Genomic DNA, 20,300 nt, shown 5'->3' with positions numbered 1-20,300 from the left:
CGTGTGGCAGACGCCCGTCGCCATCACCTCCACGAGCACCTCACCCGCCTTCGGGCCGTCGATGCGGATGGTCTCGATGGTGAGCGGCTTGCCAGCCTCCCACGCGACTGCGGCCCTCGTTTCCATGCTCGTGTCCTCGTTGTGATTCGATGAGGGGACTATGTGAACCGGGGTCACCGAAGGTCAAGTGAAGCGCTCCCGATCCCGGAGGCTTCCCAGCGGCCGATCCAAAGCCTATCTCTGGCTCGACAAGACAAAGGAACCTCTCGTGCCAGATGTCCGCGCCGCCATCATCCCCGTGACGCCGTTCCAGCAGAACTGCACATTGTTGTGGTGCGAGAAGACCAAGAAGGCGGCGGTGGTCGATCCCGGGGGCGATCTTCCCCGTATCCGCGAGGCCATCGCGCAGGCGGGCGTGACCGTGGACAAGATCATCCTCACCCATGGCCATATCGATCACGCCGGTGGAGCAGCCGAGCTGCGCGAGGAACTTGGCGTCCGGATCGAGGGGCCGCACGAGGCGGATCGGTTCCTGCTGGAGCGGCTGGCGGAGCAGGGGCAGGCCTATGGTTTTCCCGCCCGCGCCGTCACGCCGGACCGTTGGCTGAACGAGGGCGATACGGTCACCATCGGCGATCTCACCCTCGACGTGCTCCATTGCCCCGGCCACTCGCCGGGCAGCGTCGTGCTCGTGTCGCCGTCGCAGCGCTTCGCGCTCGTGGGCGACGTGCTGTTCCAGGGCTCCGTCGGGCGCACCGACCTTCCCGGCGGCGACGGCAAGGCGCTGATCCGCTCGATCAGGGACAAGCTCCTGCCGCTCGGCGACAACATCGCCTTCATCTGCGGCCACGGCCCCATGAGCACCATCGGCGAGGAGCGGCAGACCAATCCGTTCCTGCAGGGTGAGGGATTGTTGTGAGATCTGTGTCATCCCCGGCGGCCCTTCAGGGCCGGGAAGGGGATCCATCGACACGCTCAGCACCATGGATCCCCTTCCCTCGCTACGCTCGCCGGGGATGACACGGTAGGAATCGCCGAAACAAAAACGGCCCGGGATTGCTCCCGGGCCGTTCTCTTTCGCCCCTACGGCTTTTGTTTATTCCGCAGCCTGGATCATCACGGCGCCCTTGAGGCCCATGCGATCCGCCACGCCGAGGCCATAGCCCTTGTCGGCGAGATAGAAGTGCACGATCTGGCGCTTCACGATCTCCTGCGGCACGCCCTGCATGGCTTCCGCGATGTTGTCCATGAGCCGGCTCTGCTCGTCCGGCGTCATGAGGCGGAACAGGTCGCCCGGCTGCCTGTAGTCGTCGTTGCCGGCGCGGTGATCGTAGCGGTCGGCATCGCCCGAGATCTTGAGCGGCGGCTCGGTGGCACGCTGCGTCTGCACCGGGCCGTTGAAGGAGTTCGGCTCGTAATACGCATTGCCGCGGTTCGGGATGTCCAACAGCATCGAGCCGTCGGCATGATAGTGATGCACCGGGCGGCGCGGACGGTTCACCGGCAACGCTTCGTAATGCGTGCCGACGCGGTAGCGGTGCGCATCCGCATAGGCGAAGATGCGGCCCTGCAGCATCTTGTCGGGCGAGAAGCCGATGCCGGGCACGATGTTCGACGGCGAGAACGAGGATTGCTCGACTTCGGCGAAGTAGTGCTGAGCGTTCCGGTTGAGCTCGAGCACGCCGACCTCGATCAGCGGATACTCGGCGTGCGGCCATACCTTGGTGACGTCGAACGGGTTGTAGGAGGTCCTCTCCGCATCCGTCTCCGGCATGATCTGGACGCAGAACTTCCAGCGCGGGAACTCGCCGCCCTCGATGGCCTCGTAGAGGTCGCGCTGGGCGCTCTCGCGGTCCTTGGCGACGACGGCCTCGGCCTCGCGGTTCGACCAGGTCTTGATGCCTTGCATGGACTTGAAGTGGAACTTCACCCAGAAGCGCTCATCGGCCTCGTTGATGAACGAGTAGGTGTGCGAACCGAAGCCGTGCATGAAGCGATAGCCCTGCGGCAGACCGCGATCCGAGAACAGGATCGTCACCTGATGCAGGCTCTCGGGGCTGAGCGACCAGAAATCCCACATGGCGGTCGTCGAACGCAGGTTCGTGGCCGGATGGCGCTTCTGCGTGCGGATGAAATCGGGGAACTTCACCGGATCACGCACGAAGAACACGGGCGTGTTGTTGCCGACGATGTCCCAGTTGCCCTCATCCGTATAGAACTTCAGCGCGAAGCCGCGCACGTCGCGCTCGGCATCGGCCGCGCCGCGCTCACCGGCCACGGTCGAGAAGCGCAGGAAGACCTCGGTCTGCTTGCCGATTTCCGAGAAGACCTTCGCCTTGGAATATTGGGTGATGTCGTTGGTGATCGTCAGGGTGCCGTAGGCGGCCGAGCCCTTGGCATGGACCACGCGCTCCGGAATGCGCTCCCGGTTCTGGTGCGCCAGCTTCTCGATCAGCTGGTAGTCCTGGAGCAGCAGCGGGCCGCGGCTTCCGGCCGACAGGCTGTTCTGGTTGTCGGCGATCGGCGCACCGGCCGTCGTGGTCATCGTCGTCGTTTTTGTCATGGTCGCCCCTGTTGAGTGCCGCGCACGATGCCGGAGAGGCCCGATAAGTTCCAATTGTATTGATTGCGAACTGCGATCAGTTATTCTTATCGCATGGTGACACTCCGTCAGTTACGTTACTTCGACGCCCTGGCTCGAACGAAGCATTTCGGCATGGCGGCCGATCAATGCGCCGTCACGCAGCCGGCCCTCTCCATGCAGATCAAGGAGTTGGGGCGGGAACTCGGCGTGGAGCTCGTCGAGCGTCGAGGCAACACCATCGCCGTGACCCTGGCTGGACAGGAGATCGCAGCCAGGGCCGAGGCGATCCTGAACCAGGTGCGCGAACTCTCCGACTATGCCCACCAGCATCAGGGGCTCCTCACAGGCTCGTTGCGGCTCGGGATCATTCCCTCCGTCGCACCCTATCTGCTGCCGGCGATCCTGACCGAGGTGGCAAACCATTATCCGTCCCTCGATCTCCAGATCCGCGAGACGCAGACCGGGGCGCTGGTCGAGGAACTGGTCCGAGGCGATCTCGATGCCGCCCTCCTCGCGCTGCCGATCCAGCAGCCGCAGGTGGAAACCATGGCGCTGTTCGACGACCGTTTTCTCATCGCCGTTCAAAGCCGGGCCGCCGAGGACTGGGCGAACAGCGATCTGCGCACCCGCATCGGGCAGGAGCGCCTGCTTCTCCTGGAGGAAGGGCATTGCCTCAGGGATCAGGCCCTGCAGTTCTGCCACATCGCCAACATGCAGGCCCGGAAGGCGCTGGGCGCCGCTTCGCTCACGACCATCATGCAGATGGTGGCGGCCGGGCACGGCATCACGCTGCTTCCCGAACTCTGCGCCCAGGCCGAGGTCGACCGGCAGCGGGTCGCGCTCATCGAATTTCCCGAGGATGCGCCCATGCGCACGGTCGGGCTGGCCTGGCGCCGCACATCGACCCGGAAGAGCGATTTCATGGCTCTGGGCAACCTGATCAAGTCGCTCAAGCGGCCGGATGCGGGCGCCGGAAAACCGGCCGCCCACTGATGCGTTGACTGGATTGGCTGAAGGAGCGCTTTCATGGCGAAGGACAACACCGTCCGGATCCTGGTCTGGAGCGATTATGTCTGCCCGTTCTGCTATCTCGAGCGGCCCGTTCTGGAGCGGGCCCAGGCTGAGCTTGGCCATGGGGTTGAGATCGACTGGCGCTCTTTCGAGCTTCGCCCAGAGCCGGAGCCGACGCTCGATCCCAACGCGGAATACCTGCACCGGGTCTGGAACCAGTCCGTCTATCCCATGGCGCAGGAGCGCGGCATGGTCCTGAAACTGCCGCCGGTTCAGCCGCGCAGCCGCAAGGCCCACGAAACGGCCGAATTCGCCCGGCAGGCCGGCCGGCTCGATGCGATGAACAACGCCCTGTTCAAGGCCTTCTTCGAAGACGGGCGCGATCTCGCCGATATCGAGGTCCTGATCGATATCGGACAAGCCGTCGGGCTCGATGCCGGTGAGTTGCGCGAGGCTCTCACGAGCGGCCGCTTTGAACAGCGCGTGATCGAAGACCAGCAGCTCGCGCGGCAGATCGGCATTTCCGGCGTTCCGGCCCTGATCGTGACGGCCGGCGCGCAGGCCTATCTCGTGTCCGGAGCACAGCCCTATGAGGCCGTGAAGGACGTGATTGCCCGTGCCATCGCGGACAGGAACGACGGCGCCTGATTGTAAGGGGGCTGAGATCGACTCAGCCCCGGCCGGATCAGCAGCCGGTGAGCTTCACGCGTTCCACTTCGAGGCCGAAGAGGGGACGCACGCGTGTGCCGATGACGTTGCCGGCAAAGGCCGCGACGAGCCAGACCCAGCCATGCAGGCTGCCGGATGCGATGCCGGAGAAATAGGCGCCGATGTTGCAGCCATAGGCGAGTCGCGCGCCGTAGCCGAGAAGCAGGCCGCCCACGACCGCCGCGATGGCGGAGCGCAGCGGGACCTTCCAGGTGGGGGCGAAGCGGCCGGCCAGGGCGGCGGCCAGAAGCGCCCCGAGGATGATGCCGAAATCCATCACGGTCGTGATGTCGTTGAAGATGCTGCCGTTGAGCGCGGCCTGGCTGGCAGGGCTCGACCAATAGGGCCAGCTCGCCACGTCGAAACCAATGACGGCGGCGATCTTCGAGCCCCAGAGGGCAAAGGCCGAGGTTACACCCCAGGGCCGGCCGGCGAGGTAGAGCGTCACGAAGTTCAGGAGCGCGAGCGCCACCGCGCCCGCCACCAGCGGCCACGGACCGCGCGTGAAGCGCGCAAGACCCTGGCGAGGGGAGGGAGCAGGCTGGATCAACTGGACATGGCGGCGCTTTTCCAACACCACCGTCATACCGGCGATGATGGCGAAGACGACGAGCTGCACCGCGAGCGCGGTCCAGGGTCCCCAAAGCTCGATAATCGAAATCTTGGGCAGGCTCGGCAGCGCCGTCCACCAGTGCAGATGCGCCGCCCCGATGGCGGAGCCCGCAACGAAGGCGGCAAGCGTGATCACCATGCGGGTGGAGCCGCCGCCGACCGTATAGAGCGTGCCCGAGGCGCAGCCGCCGCCCATCTGCATACCAATGCCGAAGATGAAGGCGCCGAAGACCACACCGATCCCGGCCGGCGACACGTTGCCGGCCACCGGCTGGCCGAAGAGGGAGCCGGAGGCGAGGACGGGGAAGAACAGGATGGAGGCGATCGCAAGCATGACCATCTGCGCGCGCAGGCCCTCGCCGCGACGATCCGCGATGAAGACGCGCCAGGCCGAGGTGAAGCCGAAGGCGGCGTGATAGAGCACGAGCCCGAGCGCCGCGCCGAGCACGTAGAGCGCCGCCTGCTGCGGATTGACGATGGCGCCCAGCAGAGCCGCGCCGCCGATGATGCCGGCTGCGGCCGCCAGGGAGGCTGGGGCATTGATGGTCAGGCTTGCACGGTTTCCGACGGAAAGAGGCGAAGCCACGGCAGAGCTGGACATGGTCGCTCCTGAGCTTTCGTGCGTGAGATTGCGGGGCAGCAGAACCTTGGAGGCTGGCAAAAAATTCATCCCGCCGCCGTCATCACCGGCCTTGTGCCGGTGATCCCGATTGGAAAAGCGCTCCGCTTCACAGGATCGAGATGGCCGGGACAAGCCCGGCCATGACGCGCGGAGTGCTATTTCTGGCCAACTTCTCGGATCATGATAGACCATATAATGTGGTTCGTTATAAAGAACGTCAAGGATTGTGTTTTGATTTTTAATTACATAATGTCAGTGTGAAAATTGGCCGTGAACCTTCATGCGGAATGGTTTACATCCGGTTCGCCCATCCGCTGACGTTTCCTCCCAGCTTGCAGTTAGGTGCCATGACCATCCAGCCAGACCTCCCTGCCGCCATCGGCAACACGCCCCTGATCAAGCTTCGCCGCGCCTCCGAGCTGACGGGATGCACCATTCTGGGGAAAGCCGAGTTCATGAATCCCGGCCAGTCGGTGAAGGACCGGGCCGCCCTGTTCATCATTCAGGATGCGGTGAAGCGCGGCGCCTTGCGCCCGGGCGGCGTGATCGTCGAAGGCACGGCCGGCAACACCGGCATCGGTCTGGCTCTGGTCGCCAATGCCCTCGGGTTCCGAACGGTGATCGTGATCCCCGACACGCAGAGCCAGGAGAAGAAGGACATGCTGCGGCTCGCGGGCGCCGAGCTCATCGAAGTCCCTGCCGTGCCCTATGCCAATCCCAACAATTACGTGAAGGTCTCGGGCCGGCTGGCGGAGCGCCTTGCGGCATCCGAGCCGAACGGCGCGATCTGGGCCAACCAGTTCGACAACGTGGCGAACCGACAGGCGCATATCGAGACGACGGGGCCGGAAATCTGGGAGCAGACTTCAGGAAAGGTCGACGGCTTCGTCTGCGCGGTCGGCACGGGCGGGACCCTCGCGGGTGTCGGCATGGCGCTGAAGGAGCGCAATCCGAAGGTGGCCATCGGCCTTGCCGATCCTCTGGGCGCTGCCCTCTACAGCTACTACACGACCGGCGAGTTGAAGGCCTCGGGGTCGTCCATCACGGAAGGCATCGGCCAAGGCCGCATCACGGCCAAGGCCGCATCACGGCCAACCTGGTCGACGCTCCCATCGATGTCGCCTTCCAGATCCCGGACGAGGAGGCGGTGCCGATCGTCTTCGATCTGCTGGAGCATGAGGGATTATGCCTCGGCGGATCGTCCGGCATCAATGTTGCCGGCGCGATCCGTCTCGCGCAGCATCTCGGGCCGGGACACACCATCGTGACGGTGCTGTGCGATTACGGCACGCGCTATCAGTCCAAGCTCTTCAACCCGGACTTCCTGCGCTCGAAGAACCTGCCGGTTCCCGCATGGCTCGAGAGAACGAGCGCGATCGATCCGGGACTCGTGTAGCGAGAAACGTCAACCTTCTGCAATGATGTCCGCCGCGTTCGATATTCTCGAACGCGGCGTTCTCAAAAGGTCACGCCGCCGAGGATGTGGCCGCTTCCGAACTGGCCGGGGACGCAGAGGTCGACGAGGTGCTGGTGTCGTCGGAGCGTTGCTGCTGCGGCCGGCTGAGATTGGCGGGTGAGCGATTGGTGGTCGGAGCCGTCGCCGTCGCAGGCGCGGATGGCCTCTGAGTGACGGTGTGGAGGTCGGACTGGATGCTGTCGATCAGGTCGACCAGCCAGGTTTCCCCATTTTGAATGCGCTCCCGAAGCGCCGATTTCGCGATATCGAGTTTGGCGGAAATCTCCATCGTGCTGCGCGATGGCAGATCGCTGAAATCCTGTTCGATGGCGGCGAGCTCGCGCAGGAGCTCGTCACGCAGCGGGCGCTGTTCGTCGGCCATGATCAGCGGAGAGTTCAACATGCCGCGCAAGGCAGCCCAGCGCAGGCCGAGAGCGCTTACCGAGTGCGATCCGTCGAGTCCTGAGAGGTTTTGGGATTCGGCCACGAGCATTTCCTTTTCGCGAAGCGTGAGAATCGAGTCGTGGCAGGAAGGAGCATGGTTGTGGCGTGAATCGGGCAGCGGTCTGCAAAAAGCCGCCCGACCTCGTGCTATTTCGAGAATGGTTACCGAATTCAGCGGATAAAGAAATACAGTGTCAATGCCGCGCCGACTGCGATCACCAGCCAGCGGATGACGCTCGCCGGCAGGCGGCGGCCGAAGACGACTCCGAGATAGCCGCCGATCACGGAGGCCGCGCCGACGATGAGGGTTTCGGGCCAGCTGACGAGACCAGCTGCGATGAACAGGACGACGGCAACGAGCTGGATCAGCGTGGAGCACAGATGCTTCGCGGAGTTGATCAGGTGGAAGTCGTCGCCTTCGGTGATCGCGAGCGCCGCCAGCATGACGATGCCCATGCCCGCGCCGAAGAAGCCGCCATAGATCGCGACGCCGGTCTGGAACGCGAGGCCTGCGGCCCAGGCCTTCGTCGACGGGTGATGCCCTTCATGCTTGCCGATGGCGCGGGCGAGCGCCACGATCTTCGGGCTCGCGGCAAAGAGCACGGTGGCGAACAGCAGAAGCCACGGCACCAGCTGCCGGAAGGCGTCGTTGTTGGTGACGGTGAGGATGTAGGCGCCGATCAGCCCGCCGATGAGGCTGACGACGCCCAGCGCCGCAAAGCGCCTGACATTGGCGGCGAGTTCCCGCCGGTAGGCCCAGGCGCTCGCCAGATTGGCGGGCGTGACCGCGACGGCGCTCGTCGCATTGGCGACGACGGGCGGCAGACCTGCGGCGACGAGGGCGGAGAAGGTAAAGAAGGTGCCGCCGCCGGCGATCGCATTGACGAGGCCGGCTGCAAGACCCGAGGCGGCCAGAAGCGCCGCAGTGGATAAGTCCATAATGGTGATCTAACGGGGAATACGAAGCACGAGGGTTGAAGAAGCCCGGCCATAGCACGGCGAGCGCACTCAAGCCCATTAGGCGATTTGTCTAGGCCTGTTTTCCTCCCCGTGAAATCGGCTCGGTGTCTCAGGCGGCGGGAATCTGCTTGTAGAACACGGTCGTGTCGCAGAACCCGCCCTTCGGCCACAGGGCATAATTGGGAATCACGCCGGATTTGATCCAGCCGATACGCTCATAAAGACGCTCGGCATCGCCGCCCGTCACCGTGTCGAGCATGAGCACGGTCTTTCCGGCCCTGCGAGCCGCGTCTTCGGCGGCCCGCATCAGAGCCGCGCCGATGCCGCGCTTTCGGGCCTGGCCGTGAACGAGCATCTTGGCGATGTCGGCCCGATGCGGCTGGTTCTCCGGCTGCTTGAGCACGATCTGCACGGTGCCCACGATCCGTCCGCTCGTGTCCTCCTGGGCGACGAGCAGGATGCGTTCTCCGTCGGCGACACCCTCGGCGACGCCCTGCCAGAAGGCATCGGCTCTCTCGCGGGTCAGCGGCGACATGAAGCTGACCGAGGCGCCGCCCTCGACGCAATCGATCAGAACGGCGGACAAAGCGCCGACCTGCTCGCTGGCTTCCGGTGCGGAGAGATGGCGGATGGTGATCGACTCGGTCATGGGAGGTTCTCAGCGCTGGGTGCCGGACCCGGCACGCGCGTCGGTGGCAAGAGCCACGACATAGCGGGCGGGTCGGTCGGCATGGTTGCGAAAAATGGTCGGCCGGTCGAGGCGCATGGACAGGCAGTCGCCGGCGCTCAGGTGGTAGCTCTCCTCACCGAGGGTCAGATCGATCTCGCCCTCGATGATCCAGATCTGCTGATGGACCGCGGCGGCGCGATGGCCCGTGTCGTAGGCCACGCGCGCGCCAGGCGGGAGAACCACCTCGACGAGTTCGATGGGCGAGGGAAATCCGGCGGCCGAAAGATTGCGACGCATGTAGCCGCTGTCGGGATCGCGCCAGACGCGCTGATCGGCGCGGCGCGCAAGCGGAGAGGCGCCTTGGCTGTCCTTCTCGGCGAAGAGGGACGCCAGGGTCACGCCGAGGCCCGCCGCCAGCTTGTCGAGCACGGCGGCCGTCGGGCTGCTCTCGCCGCGCTCGATCAGCGAGATCATGGAGCGGCTCACTCCGGTGCGCTCGGAGAGCCCGTCCAAGGTCATGCCGCTCTCCGTGCGCAGATCGCGCAGGCGTGTCGCCAGATGGGCGTTAAGAGCGGAGGCGTTTTCCATTAAACTAGATAAGCGGTCCATTATAATGGAGTCAAGCGCCGATGACGGCTCCTCTCCTGGCCATCGGGAGGGCGAAAAAGAGATCGCCACGAAGCTTGGCAGGCCCTAAGGCTGCGGTTTGCTGTGGATCATGCCCGAGCCGTCCATTGCCCTCGGCAGAACAAAAGAAGATTTTCAAGGCATGTCGAACGTGATCCCTCTCGCTCCGCGCCTGAAGCAAGGACGCCCCCCTGCCGCCGAGGCAGAGGAGAGGGCCGCGCTCGCCGCCGACCTGATCGATCTGATCGAACGGGTGAAGGAACTGACCGAGCACGTGGTCGGCCTGCCTGGCCCGCCCCTGCAGATCCAACAGACGGCCCAGCAGCTGCTCGATGCCGGCACGGCTCTCGAGCGCGCCGTGGATTCACTCACCGAAGGCGGCGAGTGGGTGCCGTTCTAGAGCATCGCCCGATAGTCTAGAAGCTACTTCAACGCTTCCAATCGTTCTCCAGCCTGAGCGATGCCCATGGCACGGGCCCGTGCGTAGAACTCGCGTGCCTTGGCGTTGTCGCCACGGATCCCTACGACTCCCAGCTTGGAAAGCACGTTCGGATCGAAGGTCTCGGCCAACACGAAGGCCGCACGCGCATTGCCGCCGCCCAGGGCCCGCTCGAGAAGCAGGCGGGCTCCGCTCACATCGCCTTTGCGGAAGAGTTCTTCCGCGCGGATCGTCAGACGGTCGTCGGGCTTGGAAGCCTCGGCAGGTGCGCTCACCTTCGGTTCCGGTGCAGACGGAGATTCGGGCTTCGCCGGAGCCACGATGGGCACGCCAAGCGGCAAGGACTGAAAGCCTTCCGGGAGAGATGCAACCACGACCGAAATCGGCTCTTTCGCCGGCACTACCGGCTCTTTCGCTGGCAATGCGGAGGTGGCGTCCGGCAACCCCCGCGCGGTCTTCGCCACGGACGGCGTCCCCTCCGCTGCCGGCGGAGGGGATGGTGCCTGAAGAAGCGCTTCCTGCTGCGACGGGGCCAGGGGGGGCTCCGTTCCTGTTGCCGCGAGGCGGAACACCACAGGCGTGGCGCTTGACCGATGAGGTTCCTGAAGCGCCTGTAATTCTTCCGTGGTGTCCACAAGTTCCTGGGTCAGAATGTCGCTGCGCATCCGGGCCCACGCCAGGGCCTTCTCCAGTTCCGCGACGCGGGCCGCTTCGGACGCCGTCCGCTCTTCGTTGACGGCTTGGAGATCGCGCAGTTTCTTCGCGGCGCTGGCGAACTGGCGCTCGGCATTGTCTCTCCGCTCGCGTTCCTGACGCAGAGCCGCGTCCAGCTCGGATGTAGTCGATGCCACGGAAGACTTGTCCTGCTCCCGGGCGGCCTGCAGGGCACCGTATTCTTTTCGGAGCCGCTCCAACTCCTGTATGGCCGCTTGGGCTTGGTCCCGCTCCCGCTGCAGGGTCTGCTGCATCTCGGAGGCCGTGAGCGCTTGAGACGCCGTCTCCTTCTCCAGGCGCGCTTCGAGGGCGCTGTGCTCCTCCATGAGGCCCGTCAGGGTTTGCGAGACCCTGCTGCTGAAGGATTGCTCCTGCTCCAGAGCCTGCTGCATGTCGGCCAGATTGACCGCGGTGGTTGCAGAAGGGATCGCGCAGGATTCGGCCGCCGCCTTGTCGACGATGGCCGGGTCGGGCGTCGGAGGGACATCGCCCCGGATGCCGAGACCCTGCAGGGCGGTGATGAGGTCCGGATCTTTCAGATGATCGACGAGGACGATCGCGAGGGTGCCGACCTCGATGGCCGAGTTGAGACTGTTCTCGGCCTTTTTCAGGTCGCCTTTCCGAATGGAAGCCTCGAGGTCCGCCGCAAGCTGCTTTCGATCCGGCGAGGTCAGGAGAAGCGGCAGGAGAGTGAGAAGGTTTTCCATTGCTCCCGCTTTGATGGAGGATTCCTCCTTATTGGGAGCATCGCCGGTGGGGGAGCCTTGCGCGGCTGCCGGTCCGAGAAGTGCGATGCCGATCAAGGTGGTGGTCAGCAACTCTGCCGTTAAAGATTTCAATCCAAATGCTTTGTGCCCAATCATGTCGGACCTCCTCCGGTGGTCGCCAAAGGCTTCGCGTGAGCCTTTGGCTTCGGTCCTGTCTTGGTTTCTTAGTCTTGCCGGGTGACTCGCCGGGAGGCTCTTTGCCGATCACCCTGCCAGGCGAGGAATTCCCGGAACAGGACCTCGCGCTGCTCGGCCGAGACGTCGATGCCTCTGCTCTTCATGAAGCTCTCGAAGTTTTGGCCCTGGGGCGAAGGCTTGCTGGCCATTGCGGCGCGGTCCAGCCATGCCTGGGCCGGCCTCACGCGCTCCCAGCCGGGCACGTCGGCCGCGAGATTGACCTCTTTCCATTTCGGATGCCGGCCCGGCTGCAGGAATTCGTCGAACCGGGCGAAGAACGCGTCCACGAAACGCTTGACGCGGTTGTAGCGATCGGAGTTTTCGGGCCAGTTGAACACGGCGAGCAGGCTGCCGACCGCCAGGGTTTCGACCGGCTTATCCTTGTCGACCAGCTGCGGATAATCGGAATCCGCGAGGCGGGCGGGGAAATAGCTTTCCGCGATCTCTCCCTCGAAAGGAATCGGGAGGAGATGGAACCGCCCGTCCGTCTGGAATTCGGCGATGGCGCGAACCGGGCGCCCGGCCACATAGACAGCCGCCTGGATTTCTCCGGACTTGAGCTTCGCATAGGACGAAGCCTGATCGAACGTGGTCATCTCGGGCTTGATTCCGAGCTTGTCGAAGATCAGGCGCGAGGTCAGGTTGGTGCCGCTGCCGGCCTTGTCGATATTGACCTTCTTGCCTTCGAGCTGCCGGATGTCTGTGATCTCCCGGTCGGCGATGATATGGACCTCCTCGTTGTAGAGGCGCGTGATGAAGCGCAGGCGCCGCACCGCATCGTTCTGGAGGTTTTCCGCATTCAGCTGTTCGCGCGCATCCATCTGGACGATGCCGATGTCGACACCGCGCAGGAACATGATGTCACGCAGGTTCTGCAGCGAACCGCGGCCGATCATCGGCAGCACGCGCAGGTCTTCGCCGTCGAGCACGTTGGCGAGGTCGGCGGCAATGCGGATATAGGTGCCGTCCGCGCCGCCCGAGATCACCCCGAGCGTGCCCGTATTGGCGCGGGCCGGATTGAAGACCGGGGCCGTCTGAGCCGATCCAACGACCGTGCCGGAGACCAGAGCGGCTGCGACAAAGGCGGCTTGAAGGGACAAATGGCGCAAAAATCTGCTTAGCGAAGAAAAGATATTCACTCGACCCGACATCCTTCATCCTCCCCTGGATGAGCCTTGCGGCTGTTCGTCGATCCGATCGTTTTGCGGTCGTCCCTATCGATGGAAAAATGCTCTAAGCAACGATGAAACAAAACGAAACAAGGATCATCGTATGCTCCTGGCAGCCGCGGTCAATTGAGCTTTGAGGACGGAGTAATACTCAATAAGTGCTAGTGAATACTCAAAAAGAGATATAACTTATCTTTTTATTCCTTGAAAAAGTTGAATTTCTTATTCGCCTTCAGGGTAAACCCTGATCGACGTTTCAGAATTCCCGCAGGACGAGTCGCGGGCATGGCCGGAAAATTGTTATCGTCCGCCGGCACCTTTAACGGTCCATTAACCATAAGCGGTCGAAATCATGGGGAATTAAAGGAATCTGAACTCCCGTGACCATTGCCGTTCGCAACCGTCCATCTCTTCGCTTCCGTGGCAGGTCCTTCATGGCCCTGGTCCTCGCGCCCGAAGTGCCGCTGAGGGACTGGCTCGAAGATCTCGACGCCGTCTCCGAGCGGTCGCCCGGCTTCTTCACCGGGCGACCCATCATTGCCGACGTTTCATCCTTAAAGCCTTCCAAGTCCGAGCTGAAATTTCTCCTCGCGGCGTTCAAGATGCGCAATATTCGCATCATCGGCCTCGAGGGAGCGGCTCCCGAGAATGTCGATGCCGAGATGCCGCCGGCGATCAATGGCGGCAAGCCGACGGGCGACATCGATGTGCCGGATGCGGCCAACGCGGCCGTCGCCGCGACCGGCACGCCTTTCGGCGACGCGCCCGTGCCGGAGAAGTCGCTTCTCATCGAAGGCTCCGTGCGCTCGGGACAATCGATCCTGCACCCTGAAGGCGATGTGACGGTTCTGGGCTCCGTCGCCTCGGGCTCCGAGATCGTCGCCGGCGGCTCGATCCATGTCTATGGCACCCTCCGCGGCCGCGCCATTGCCGGATGCACGGGCAACGGCCGCGCCCGCATCTTCTGCCGAAAATTCGAAGCCGAATTGATTGCGATCGATGGGCTCTACAAGACCGCTGACGATCTGGGGGGCAAATTCCTCGGTCAGCCCGTGCAAGTGAACCTGGATGGCGACTCGATCATCCTGAAAACAATGGATTGAAAGAAAGAGAGACGACAATGGCCAAAGTCTTGGTCGTAACTTCCGGCAAGGGTGGCGTTGGCAAGACGACGTCATCGGCAGCTCTGGGCGCGGCGCTGGCGCATGGCGGCGAGAAGGTCGTCGTCATCGACTTCGACGTCGGCCTGCGCAACCTGGACCTCGTGATGGGAGCCGAGCGCCGCGTGGTGTTCGATCTGATCAACGTGGTGCAGGGCGATGCGAAGCTCAACCAGGCTCTCATCCGCGACAAGCGGATGGAGAACCTCTCGCTGCTCCCCGCCTCGCAGACCCGCGACAAGGACGCCCTGACGGAAGAGGGCGTGGCGCGCGTTCTCAACGAGCTGCGCGAAAAGTTCGACTGGATCATCTGCGACAGCCCGGCCGGCATCGAGCGCGGTGCGACCATGGCCATGCGCCATGCGGATGTCGCGGTTGTCGTGACGAACCCGGAAGTCTCCTCGGTCCGTGACTCCGACCGCATCATCGGACTGCTCGATTCCAAGACGGAGCGGGCCGAGAAGGGCGAGCGCATCGAGAAGCACCTGCTGCTCACCCGCTACGATCCCGTGCGCGCCGAGCGCGGCGAGATGCTGAAGGTGGACGACGTGCTGGAGATCCTCTCCATCCCGCTGCTCGGCATCATCCCCGAGAGCGAAGAGGTGCTGCGCGCCTCGAACGTCGGCTCGCCGGTCACGCTGAACAATCCTGCCAGCGCACCCGGGCGGGCCTATTTCGATGCCGTGCGCCGGCTCAAGGGCGAAACCGTCGAACTCACCATCCCCACGGACAAGAAGGGGCTGTTCGGCAAATTGTTCGGACGGAGGGCTGCATGAGCCTTTTGAATTTCTTCAACCGGCGCACATCCGCGCCCGTCGCGCGGGAGCGCCTGCAGATCCTGCTGGCGCACGAACGCGGCATCGTCGGGGGCAAGCCCGACCTCGTCGCGCAGTTGCGGGAAGAGATCCTGGCCGTCGTCCGCCGCCACGTCATGGTGGACCAGGACAACGTTCAGGTGAAGATGAACCGGGACGCCGACATCTCGACCCTCGAGATCGAGATCGAGATTCCCGGCCCGGCCGAAGCGCGCGCTTAAAAAAGCTCCATCGGTTTTCAGGCAAGCGGCCTCTGCTTCGGCAGGGGCCGCTGTCTTATGGCGTCTTGCTCCAGACGCCGATCTTCGCCTCGCGGGCCTTGTCGGCTGCGGCCTTGAGATCCGGCGTCGCATCGCTGGTCGGCCGTCCGCCGCCATTGAACAGCACGACGCGGGACAGATCCTGGCCGCCGACCTGGCACCGGTACACGTCGTTCGAGCCCGCAGGATCGCAGGCCACTTCGCGACCGTTGAGATACTGGGTCAGATCTTCGGGCTTGCCGGCGCCGGGAGCCCACTCGACGCCGAACAGGCGCACCACTTCACCGTTCACCGACAGGGTTGCCGTATCGATCACGTCCGGCACGCCGCGCAGCGCGCCCGAAGAACCGGTCGAGCCCGTGACGGCAGGCTCCGGTTCCCGGATGGGACTGGCCGCAGCCGCGCTCGACGCGACAGGCGCGGCGGCGGCGCTGGCCCGGGGCGAGGCCGCATCGTCGCCCTGGAACAGGAATGCGCCGACGCCGAGGAGAGCGAGGACGGCAACCGCCCCGAGCGCGACGGCCGGTCGCGTCCAGGAGCGCGAGCGCATGTCGCCGAAGACGTTCCGCTCATGCTTTTCTGCGACCGGGACGGGACCATCCTCCGCCCGGGCGTTGGAGCCGCGGTCGGGCATGACGGAGGTTTTGAGCGTCTTCAGCGGATTGTACGACCATTCTGCGATCGGCAGTCTCGGGCCTTGTTCATCCCGGACGGCGGCGGGCTCGTCCAGCGGTCGAGGTGGTTCGGCGGCCGGTTGGGCCCCATCGGAATCGAGGTTCAACCAATCGCGCTTCGGCTTCTCACGCGGCTGAGACGGTTCGTCCGCCTGTGCAAGCGCTGCGGCATCGGGCTTCGCCGGCCTGAACAGCACCGGATATTTCACGCGCAGCTCGTCCAGGAGGTCCTGGAGCGTGAACTCGGCCTGGCGGCCGTCCCTCTCGATCGCCCGCGGCTTGCCGTCGTGATCGATGATGGTGAGCTTCAGCGCGCCATCGACCTCGGACGGGCGCACGGAGGATTCGATGATCAATTCGAGGGCGCGACGCGCGTCGTCGGTGGGATGAATCCTGTCGAGCTCCGCATGGATGATCTCGCGCATTCTGTCGCGCATCTGGGTCCAGTTGCGGCGCGGATCCGCCTGAGGATCGCGGGTGATGGAATCGTCAATCATGCGAGGCGCCCTCCGGGGCGAGATTTCGCTTGCGCTCCTGACCGAGAAGCGTGCTGTGCTCCGCGACAATGACCGGCTTGTCGCCGATGAAGTGGACGATCAGCTGAAGGGCGCCGGTGCCCTGCGAGACGCGCCGCCGCTTGGGATGGGAGGCGGTGAAATCGAACACCGCATGCACCGTGCAGACTTCGCCTGCCGGGTTGCACACGGTTCCCATCGCATCCGGGCGCGGACGGTAGTCGCGCTCGGGCCAGCGACGCGCGAAACGGCGCTTCTCGTTGAAGAGCCGCTGCATGCTCACCTCGCGGCCATGAAAGAGAACGCGAGGCGCATAGAACGCGGCCGTGGCTTCGAGGGCGACGTCGTTCGAGGCGGACCAGGATTCCAGGTAGTCGATGGCGAAGTTCTTCGCCGCGGAGGCCCGGGCGCTGCGCTTGTCGGCGTCGGGATCCTTCAGCGGCTGCGCCGCCACGGCGGGAGCCGAAGGGGCTGCTGCGGGCGGCGGCTCGGCCTGCCGCGAGGGTGGCGCTTCAGGTTTGACGACCGGCGGCGCGGGCTGGGCCGATTGCATCGGCGGGGGCGGGGGCGTAGGCGCAGGAGCCGGGGCCGCCGCCTGCGGCGGAGGGCTGACCGGCGTTTCGTTCTGAGGTTCGTTCTGAGGCTTGGGTGCCTGCCACGGCGCTGCTCCGCCCTCGGCAGGTGGATCGACCCAGGCCCGCCCCGTCTGTGCCGCAGCCATGGGGGCTGCAGCCATCAGCGTCAGGAGGGTGGCTATCGATGTCAGCGACCGGCCGATCTGCATGCGTTTCCAAAAGGCCTCTTCTCGAGAAAGGGTGACCGGGGGAAAGCGGGTAAATGGCTTCTCGGTTCCATGGGCCGCCCCGGCAGGGATGCCCTGCCAGGGCGGTTCGCAAAGGTTAAGTCTCACTATGAACAGGTGATGAAAAAATGGCGGGCTCGAAAGCCGCTTTTAGAGCTGAGCGACGTCGACGGTGCCGACCCCGGAGATCCCGATGGCCTGCGCCGAAGCTTTTGACAGATCGATGACACGACCATGGGCATAAGGACCACGATCATTGATACGAACGACCACCGACCTACCAGTCTTCTTGTTCACGACCCGGACCTTGGTGCCGAAGGGCAGGGTGCGGTGCGCGGCGGTCAGATCGTTGGTGTTGAAGGTTTCGCCGCTCGCTGTCCGCCGGCCGTGGAAGCCTGGTCCATACCAGGAGGCGCGGCCACTCTGAACGACCTTGGTGGAAGACGTATCAGGCTCCGCATGGGCGGCAGGAGACAAGAAGATCGTCGATCCGGAGATGAAAAGACTTGCGAGCGTGAGCGTAACCTTGCGTTGATCCACAATGCATTCCCTTGATTGTTGTCGATGGGATGCAAAATGAAGGCTAATGGGGCAACATTAAGACGATACAATTGGCAGAGCGATCTCGGATATAGCCTCAGTATCGAAGCATCTTATTCAGTTAATCAATGTTAATATTGTAACATTTTACGTTATGGTCAAATTAACCTGAAATATTCTGGCGCACGATTGCTTGGGCAGGCATGCTCTTTTATTGCCTGGGAGTCGGCTCGGCTTCGCGTGGCGGAAGCGTCATCAGCCGGATGGCGAGGGCAAGGGCCACGATCAGAAGAAGGGTCACAAGAGCCGATACGCCGGGCCAGCCCCAATGGGTCCAGAACACGCCGCCCAGGGTGCCGGTCGCGCTGGAGCCGAGATAGTAGCAGAACAGGTACAGGGCCGAAGCCTGCGCCTTTCCCGTGAGAGCTCTGTTCCCGACCCAGCTGCTGGCGATGGAATGGGCGCCGAAGAACCCGAAGGTGACGGCCACGATGCCGGCCAGAATGAGCGCAAGATGATGGAAGAGCGTGAGCGCCACGCCGGCGAGCATGGTCGCGATCATCGCCCAGAGAACCCGCCTGCGGCCCAGCCGCCCGGCCAACTCGCCGATCCAGGCCGAGCTCAAGGTCCCGACCAGATACGCGGAGAAGATCGCCCCGATGGCCGTTTGGCTCAAGGAATAGGGCGCTTCCGTCAGGCGATAGCCGAGATAATTGTAGAGCGTCACGAACCCGCCCATGAGCAGGAAGGCTTCTGCAAACAGAGCTCGCAGACCCGGGTCCCGCAGATGCTCGCCGAAGGAGCGCAGAAGCTCTGCCGGACGGGCCGGGCGGGGGTGAAAATGGGCCGAGGCCGGCAGGCTCCGCCAGGCCGCGATGGCCGAGGCCAGTCCCACGACCCCGATTAGACCGATGGCGAGCCGCCAGGAGCCGAGATCCGTCAGCACGCCACTGATGATTCGCCCGGCCATCCCGCCAACCGCATTGCCGCCGATGAAGAGCCCCATGGCGAGGCCGATGGACTTCGGGTCCACTTCCTCGCTGACATAGGCCATGGCGACGGCGGGGAGGCCACTCAGGGTCACGCCGATCAGCATGCGGGCGAAGAGCAGGCTGGTCCAGTTCGGGGCTGCGGCGGACAAAAGGGTCAGGAGCGCCGAGGCGAACAGCGAGGCCACCATGACGGGCTTGCGCCCCCAGACTTCCGACAAGGAGCCCGCTACCAGCATCGCGACCGCGAGAAGGCCGGTCGAGAGCGACAGGGACAGACTGCTGACGGCAGCACTGACTTGGAATTCCTGCGAGAATTCCGGCAGCAGAGGCTGGACACAGTACAGGATGGCAAAGGTCGAAAAGCCGGCCGCGAACAACGCGAGGTTCAATCGGCGAAACGCTGGTGTCCCGCTCACCAGGCGACTGGGTGCCTCCGACAGTTGATCCGACATGAATTCCTTCCGCGTGTCTGCACCGGGCGCAGACAGTGGTGAGCCGATTTCGGGAATGGGTGGACCCCGGCTGTCCTATGCTCATAGTGCAAGTGTAGATCGGCGAAAGTCCCGATCCATTCGTCCAAAGCATGGAATATGTGCCGACTTTGCACTTCTGCTTCAGGAAGAATCGGGCTTTATGCTGACCCTATATCCTCCAAACTTGAGACCCTCAGGCTCGTTGCGTCGCTGCACGAGCCTCATTTTTTGAGTCCTTCATGACCTCCGTCCCCGTTGCCCGGAAGAAAGCGGCCCTCGTGACGCCGCCCAGCACGCCGGCCTCTCCGCTGCGGGGCATCCTGTTCCTGATCGCCTCCACCGTCGTGTTTTCCCTGGCGGACGTCATCACCAAGCAACTCGCCTCCACCCTGCCGCCCCCGGAAGTGGCCTGGATGCGCTATGTCACCTTTGCGGCGTTCATCATTCCCGTCGTGCTGATCAGGGGCGGGCCCGCATTGTTCCGCTCCCAGCGGCCCAGTCTTCAGGTGGTCAGGGGATTGGGCATGGTCGGCTCGTCCATCATGTTCATCCAGAGCCTGCCTCATCTGCCCGTGGCCGATGCGACTGCGATCTTCTTCGTCTCGCCGATCCTGATCATGGCACTTTCGGTGCTCTTTCTGGGAGAGTCGGTCGGCTGGCGGCGTTGGACGGCCGCCTCGGTCGGGCTGATCGGGGTGATGATCATCGTGCGTCCCGGCACAGGCGCCTTTGAGCCTGCGGCCTTCCTGCCGATCCTAAGCGCATCGAGCTGGGCGGTCGGCGCCGTCGTGACCCGCAAGATCACCGGCGATCACGCACTCACGACCCTCGCCTATTCCGCCTCGGTCGGCAGCATCGTGCTGAGCGCGCTCATGCCTTTCAACTGGGTGACGCCGAGCGGGACCGAAATCGCCCTCGGCCTGTGCATGGGCATCCTGTTCGCGATCGGCCATTGGTTTGTGGTTCTGGCCTATCGCCACGGCTGTGAGAATGTCGGAGCCGCTCGGAGGGCCTGACCCTTGCTACGATTGACCTCATGTCATTGCATTGACGTGTCGGTCCTCCGGGCGGCACCTGGCGGCCTGCTACAGCGTGACATGATAGGAGCT

General features: G+C 64.1%; 20 protein-coding genes and 2 pseudogenes. 9 read left to right on the top strand and 13 right to left on the bottom strand.

The window, feature by feature from the left end:
- A pseudogene (locus FS320_RS22485) lies at positions 1-126 on the bottom strand (S-(hydroxymethyl)glutathione dehydrogenase); the annotation flags it as partial.
- 142 nt (positions 127-268) lie between these two features.
- On the opposite strand from FS320_RS22485, the gene FS320_RS22480 reads away from it, so the two are divergent.
- Positions 269-919 carry an MBL fold metallo-hydrolase gene (locus FS320_RS22480; protein WP_162003158.1) on the top strand — a complete coding sequence of 217 codons (651 nt, stop codon included), beginning with the start codon at positions 269-271 and terminating at the stop codon, positions 917-919.
- A 177-nt stretch (positions 920-1,096) separates the two neighbouring features.
- Here FS320_RS22480 and FS320_RS22475 read toward each other — a convergent pair whose 3' ends face one another.
- Complete coding sequence (locus tag FS320_RS22475; RefSeq protein WP_152714168.1) at positions 1,097-2,563, bottom strand: catalase; 1,467 nt, start codon at positions 2,561-2,563, stop codon at positions 1,097-1,099.
- 93 nt (positions 2,564-2,656) lie between these two features.
- On the opposite strand from FS320_RS22475, the gene FS320_RS22470 reads away from it, so the two are divergent.
- On the top strand, positions 2,657-3,577 hold the full coding sequence (locus tag FS320_RS22470; RefSeq protein WP_152714167.1) for a hydrogen peroxide-inducible genes activator: 921 nt from the start codon (positions 2,657-2,659) through the stop codon (positions 3,575-3,577).
- Positions 3,578-3,610: 33 nt separating this feature from the next.
- The gene (locus FS320_RS22465; RefSeq protein WP_152714166.1) at positions 3,611-4,243 is read left to right on the top strand and encodes a DsbA family oxidoreductase; all 633 of its coding nucleotides are present in this window, start codon (positions 3,611-3,613) and stop codon (positions 4,241-4,243) included.
- Positions 4,244-4,280: 37 nt separating this feature from the next.
- Here FS320_RS22465 and FS320_RS22460 read toward each other — a convergent pair whose 3' ends face one another.
- On the bottom strand, positions 4,281-5,516 hold the full coding sequence (locus tag FS320_RS22460) for a YeeE/YedE family protein (protein WP_152714165.1): 1,236 nt from the start codon (positions 5,514-5,516) through the stop codon (positions 4,281-4,283).
- 368 nt (positions 5,517-5,884) lie between these two features.
- On the opposite strand from FS320_RS22460, the pseudogene FS320_RS22455 reads away from it, so the two are divergent.
- Positions 5,885-6,933: pseudogene (locus tag FS320_RS22455) on the top strand (cysteine synthase A).
- Between the two features lie 70 nt (positions 6,934-7,003).
- On the opposite strand, the gene FS320_RS22450 reads toward FS320_RS22455, so the two are convergent.
- From FS320_RS22450 to FS320_RS22435, 4 genes are all read right to left on the bottom strand, one after another.
- Positions 7,004-7,480, bottom strand: a complete 477-nt coding sequence (locus tag FS320_RS22450) for a hypothetical protein (protein WP_152714164.1) — start codon at positions 7,478-7,480, stop codon at positions 7,004-7,006.
- A gap of 128 nt (positions 7,481-7,608) precedes the next feature.
- Positions 7,609-8,376, bottom strand: a complete 768-nt coding sequence (locus FS320_RS22445) for a sulfite exporter TauE/SafE family protein (protein WP_152714163.1) — start codon at positions 8,374-8,376, stop codon at positions 7,609-7,611.
- A 130-nt stretch (positions 8,377-8,506) separates the two neighbouring features.
- Positions 8,507-9,046, bottom strand: coding sequence for a GNAT family N-acetyltransferase (locus FS320_RS22440; RefSeq protein ID WP_152714162.1), 540 nt, complete (start codon positions 9,044-9,046; stop codon positions 8,507-8,509).
- Between the two features lie 9 nt (positions 9,047-9,055).
- Entirely contained in the window at positions 9,056-9,655 is a 600-nt protein-coding gene (locus FS320_RS22435; RefSeq protein WP_202882885.1) for a helix-turn-helix domain-containing protein, read from the bottom strand.
- 181 nt (positions 9,656-9,836) lie between these two features.
- On the opposite strand from FS320_RS22435, the gene FS320_RS22430 reads away from it, so the two are divergent.
- A complete protein-coding gene (locus tag FS320_RS22430) occupies positions 9,837-10,094 on the top strand; it encodes a hypothetical protein (protein WP_152714160.1) in 258 nt (85 codons plus the stop codon).
- A gap of 23 nt (positions 10,095-10,117) precedes the next feature.
- Here the strand turns inward: FS320_RS22430 and FS320_RS22425 are convergent, their stop codons facing one another.
- Positions 10,118-11,710: a coiled-coil domain-containing protein gene (locus tag FS320_RS22425; protein WP_152714159.1), complete on the bottom strand. Its 1,593-nt coding sequence runs from the start codon at positions 11,708-11,710 to the stop codon at positions 10,118-10,120.
- Positions 11,711-11,778: 68 nt separating this feature from the next.
- Entirely contained in the window at positions 11,779-12,891 is a 1,113-nt protein-coding gene (locus FS320_RS22420) for a TAXI family TRAP transporter solute-binding subunit (protein ID WP_202882884.1), read from the bottom strand.
- A gap of 449 nt (positions 12,892-13,340) precedes the next feature.
- Between FS320_RS22420 and minC the strand changes: the two genes are divergently transcribed.
- The 3 genes from minC to minE are packed head-to-tail and all read left to right on the top strand — an operon-like array spanning position 13,341 to position 15,156.
- Positions 13,341-14,063 (top strand): septum site-determining protein MinC, encoded by a 723-nt coding sequence (gene minC, locus FS320_RS22415; RefSeq protein ID WP_162003157.1) that lies wholly within the window; start codon positions 13,341-13,343, stop codon positions 14,061-14,063.
- A 17-nt stretch (positions 14,064-14,080) separates the two neighbouring features.
- Positions 14,081-14,896, top strand: coding sequence for a septum site-determining protein MinD (minD, locus tag FS320_RS22410; protein ID WP_152714157.1), 816 nt, complete (start codon positions 14,081-14,083; stop codon positions 14,894-14,896).
- Complete coding sequence (gene minE, locus FS320_RS22405) at positions 14,893-15,156, top strand: cell division topological specificity factor MinE (RefSeq protein ID WP_152714156.1); 264 nt, start codon at positions 14,893-14,895, stop codon at positions 15,154-15,156. Before minD ends, minE begins: the two co-directional genes overlap by 4 nt.
- A gap of 55 nt (positions 15,157-15,211) precedes the next feature.
- Here the strand turns inward: minE and FS320_RS22400 are convergent, their stop codons facing one another.
- The 4 genes from FS320_RS22400 to FS320_RS22385 form a co-directional block, all read right to left on the bottom strand.
- Positions 15,212-16,366: a thermonuclease family protein gene (locus FS320_RS22400; protein WP_152714155.1), complete on the bottom strand. Its 1,155-nt coding sequence runs from the start codon at positions 16,364-16,366 to the stop codon at positions 15,212-15,214.
- Positions 16,359-17,168 carry a hypothetical protein gene (locus FS320_RS22395; RefSeq protein WP_152714154.1) on the bottom strand — a complete coding sequence of 270 codons (810 nt, stop codon included), beginning with the start codon at positions 17,166-17,168 and terminating at the stop codon, positions 16,359-16,361. Before FS320_RS22395 ends, FS320_RS22400 begins: the two co-directional genes overlap by 8 nt.
- Positions 17,169-17,336: 168 nt before the next feature.
- On the bottom strand, positions 17,337-17,669 hold the full coding sequence (locus tag FS320_RS22390) for a septal ring lytic transglycosylase RlpA family protein (protein ID WP_338105444.1): 333 nt from the start codon (positions 17,667-17,669) through the stop codon (positions 17,337-17,339).
- Positions 17,670-17,937: 268 nt separating this feature from the next.
- Positions 17,938-19,170: an MFS transporter gene (locus tag FS320_RS22385; RefSeq protein WP_152714153.1), complete on the bottom strand. Its 1,233-nt coding sequence runs from the start codon at positions 19,168-19,170 to the stop codon at positions 17,938-17,940.
- Between the two features lie 260 nt (positions 19,171-19,430).
- On the opposite strand from FS320_RS22385, the gene FS320_RS22380 reads away from it, so the two are divergent.
- Positions 19,431-20,207: a DMT family transporter gene (locus FS320_RS22380; protein ID WP_152714152.1), complete on the top strand. Its 777-nt coding sequence runs from the start codon at positions 19,431-19,433 to the stop codon at positions 20,205-20,207.
- Positions 20,208-20,300: the final 93 nt, after the last annotated feature.

The organism is Microvirga tunisiensis, from assembly GCF_009296175.1.
Classification (GTDB): Bacteria; Pseudomonadota; Alphaproteobacteria; order Rhizobiales; family Beijerinckiaceae; genus Microvirga; species Microvirga tunisiensis.
This window is presented reverse-complemented; position numbering and strand designations above follow the sequence as displayed.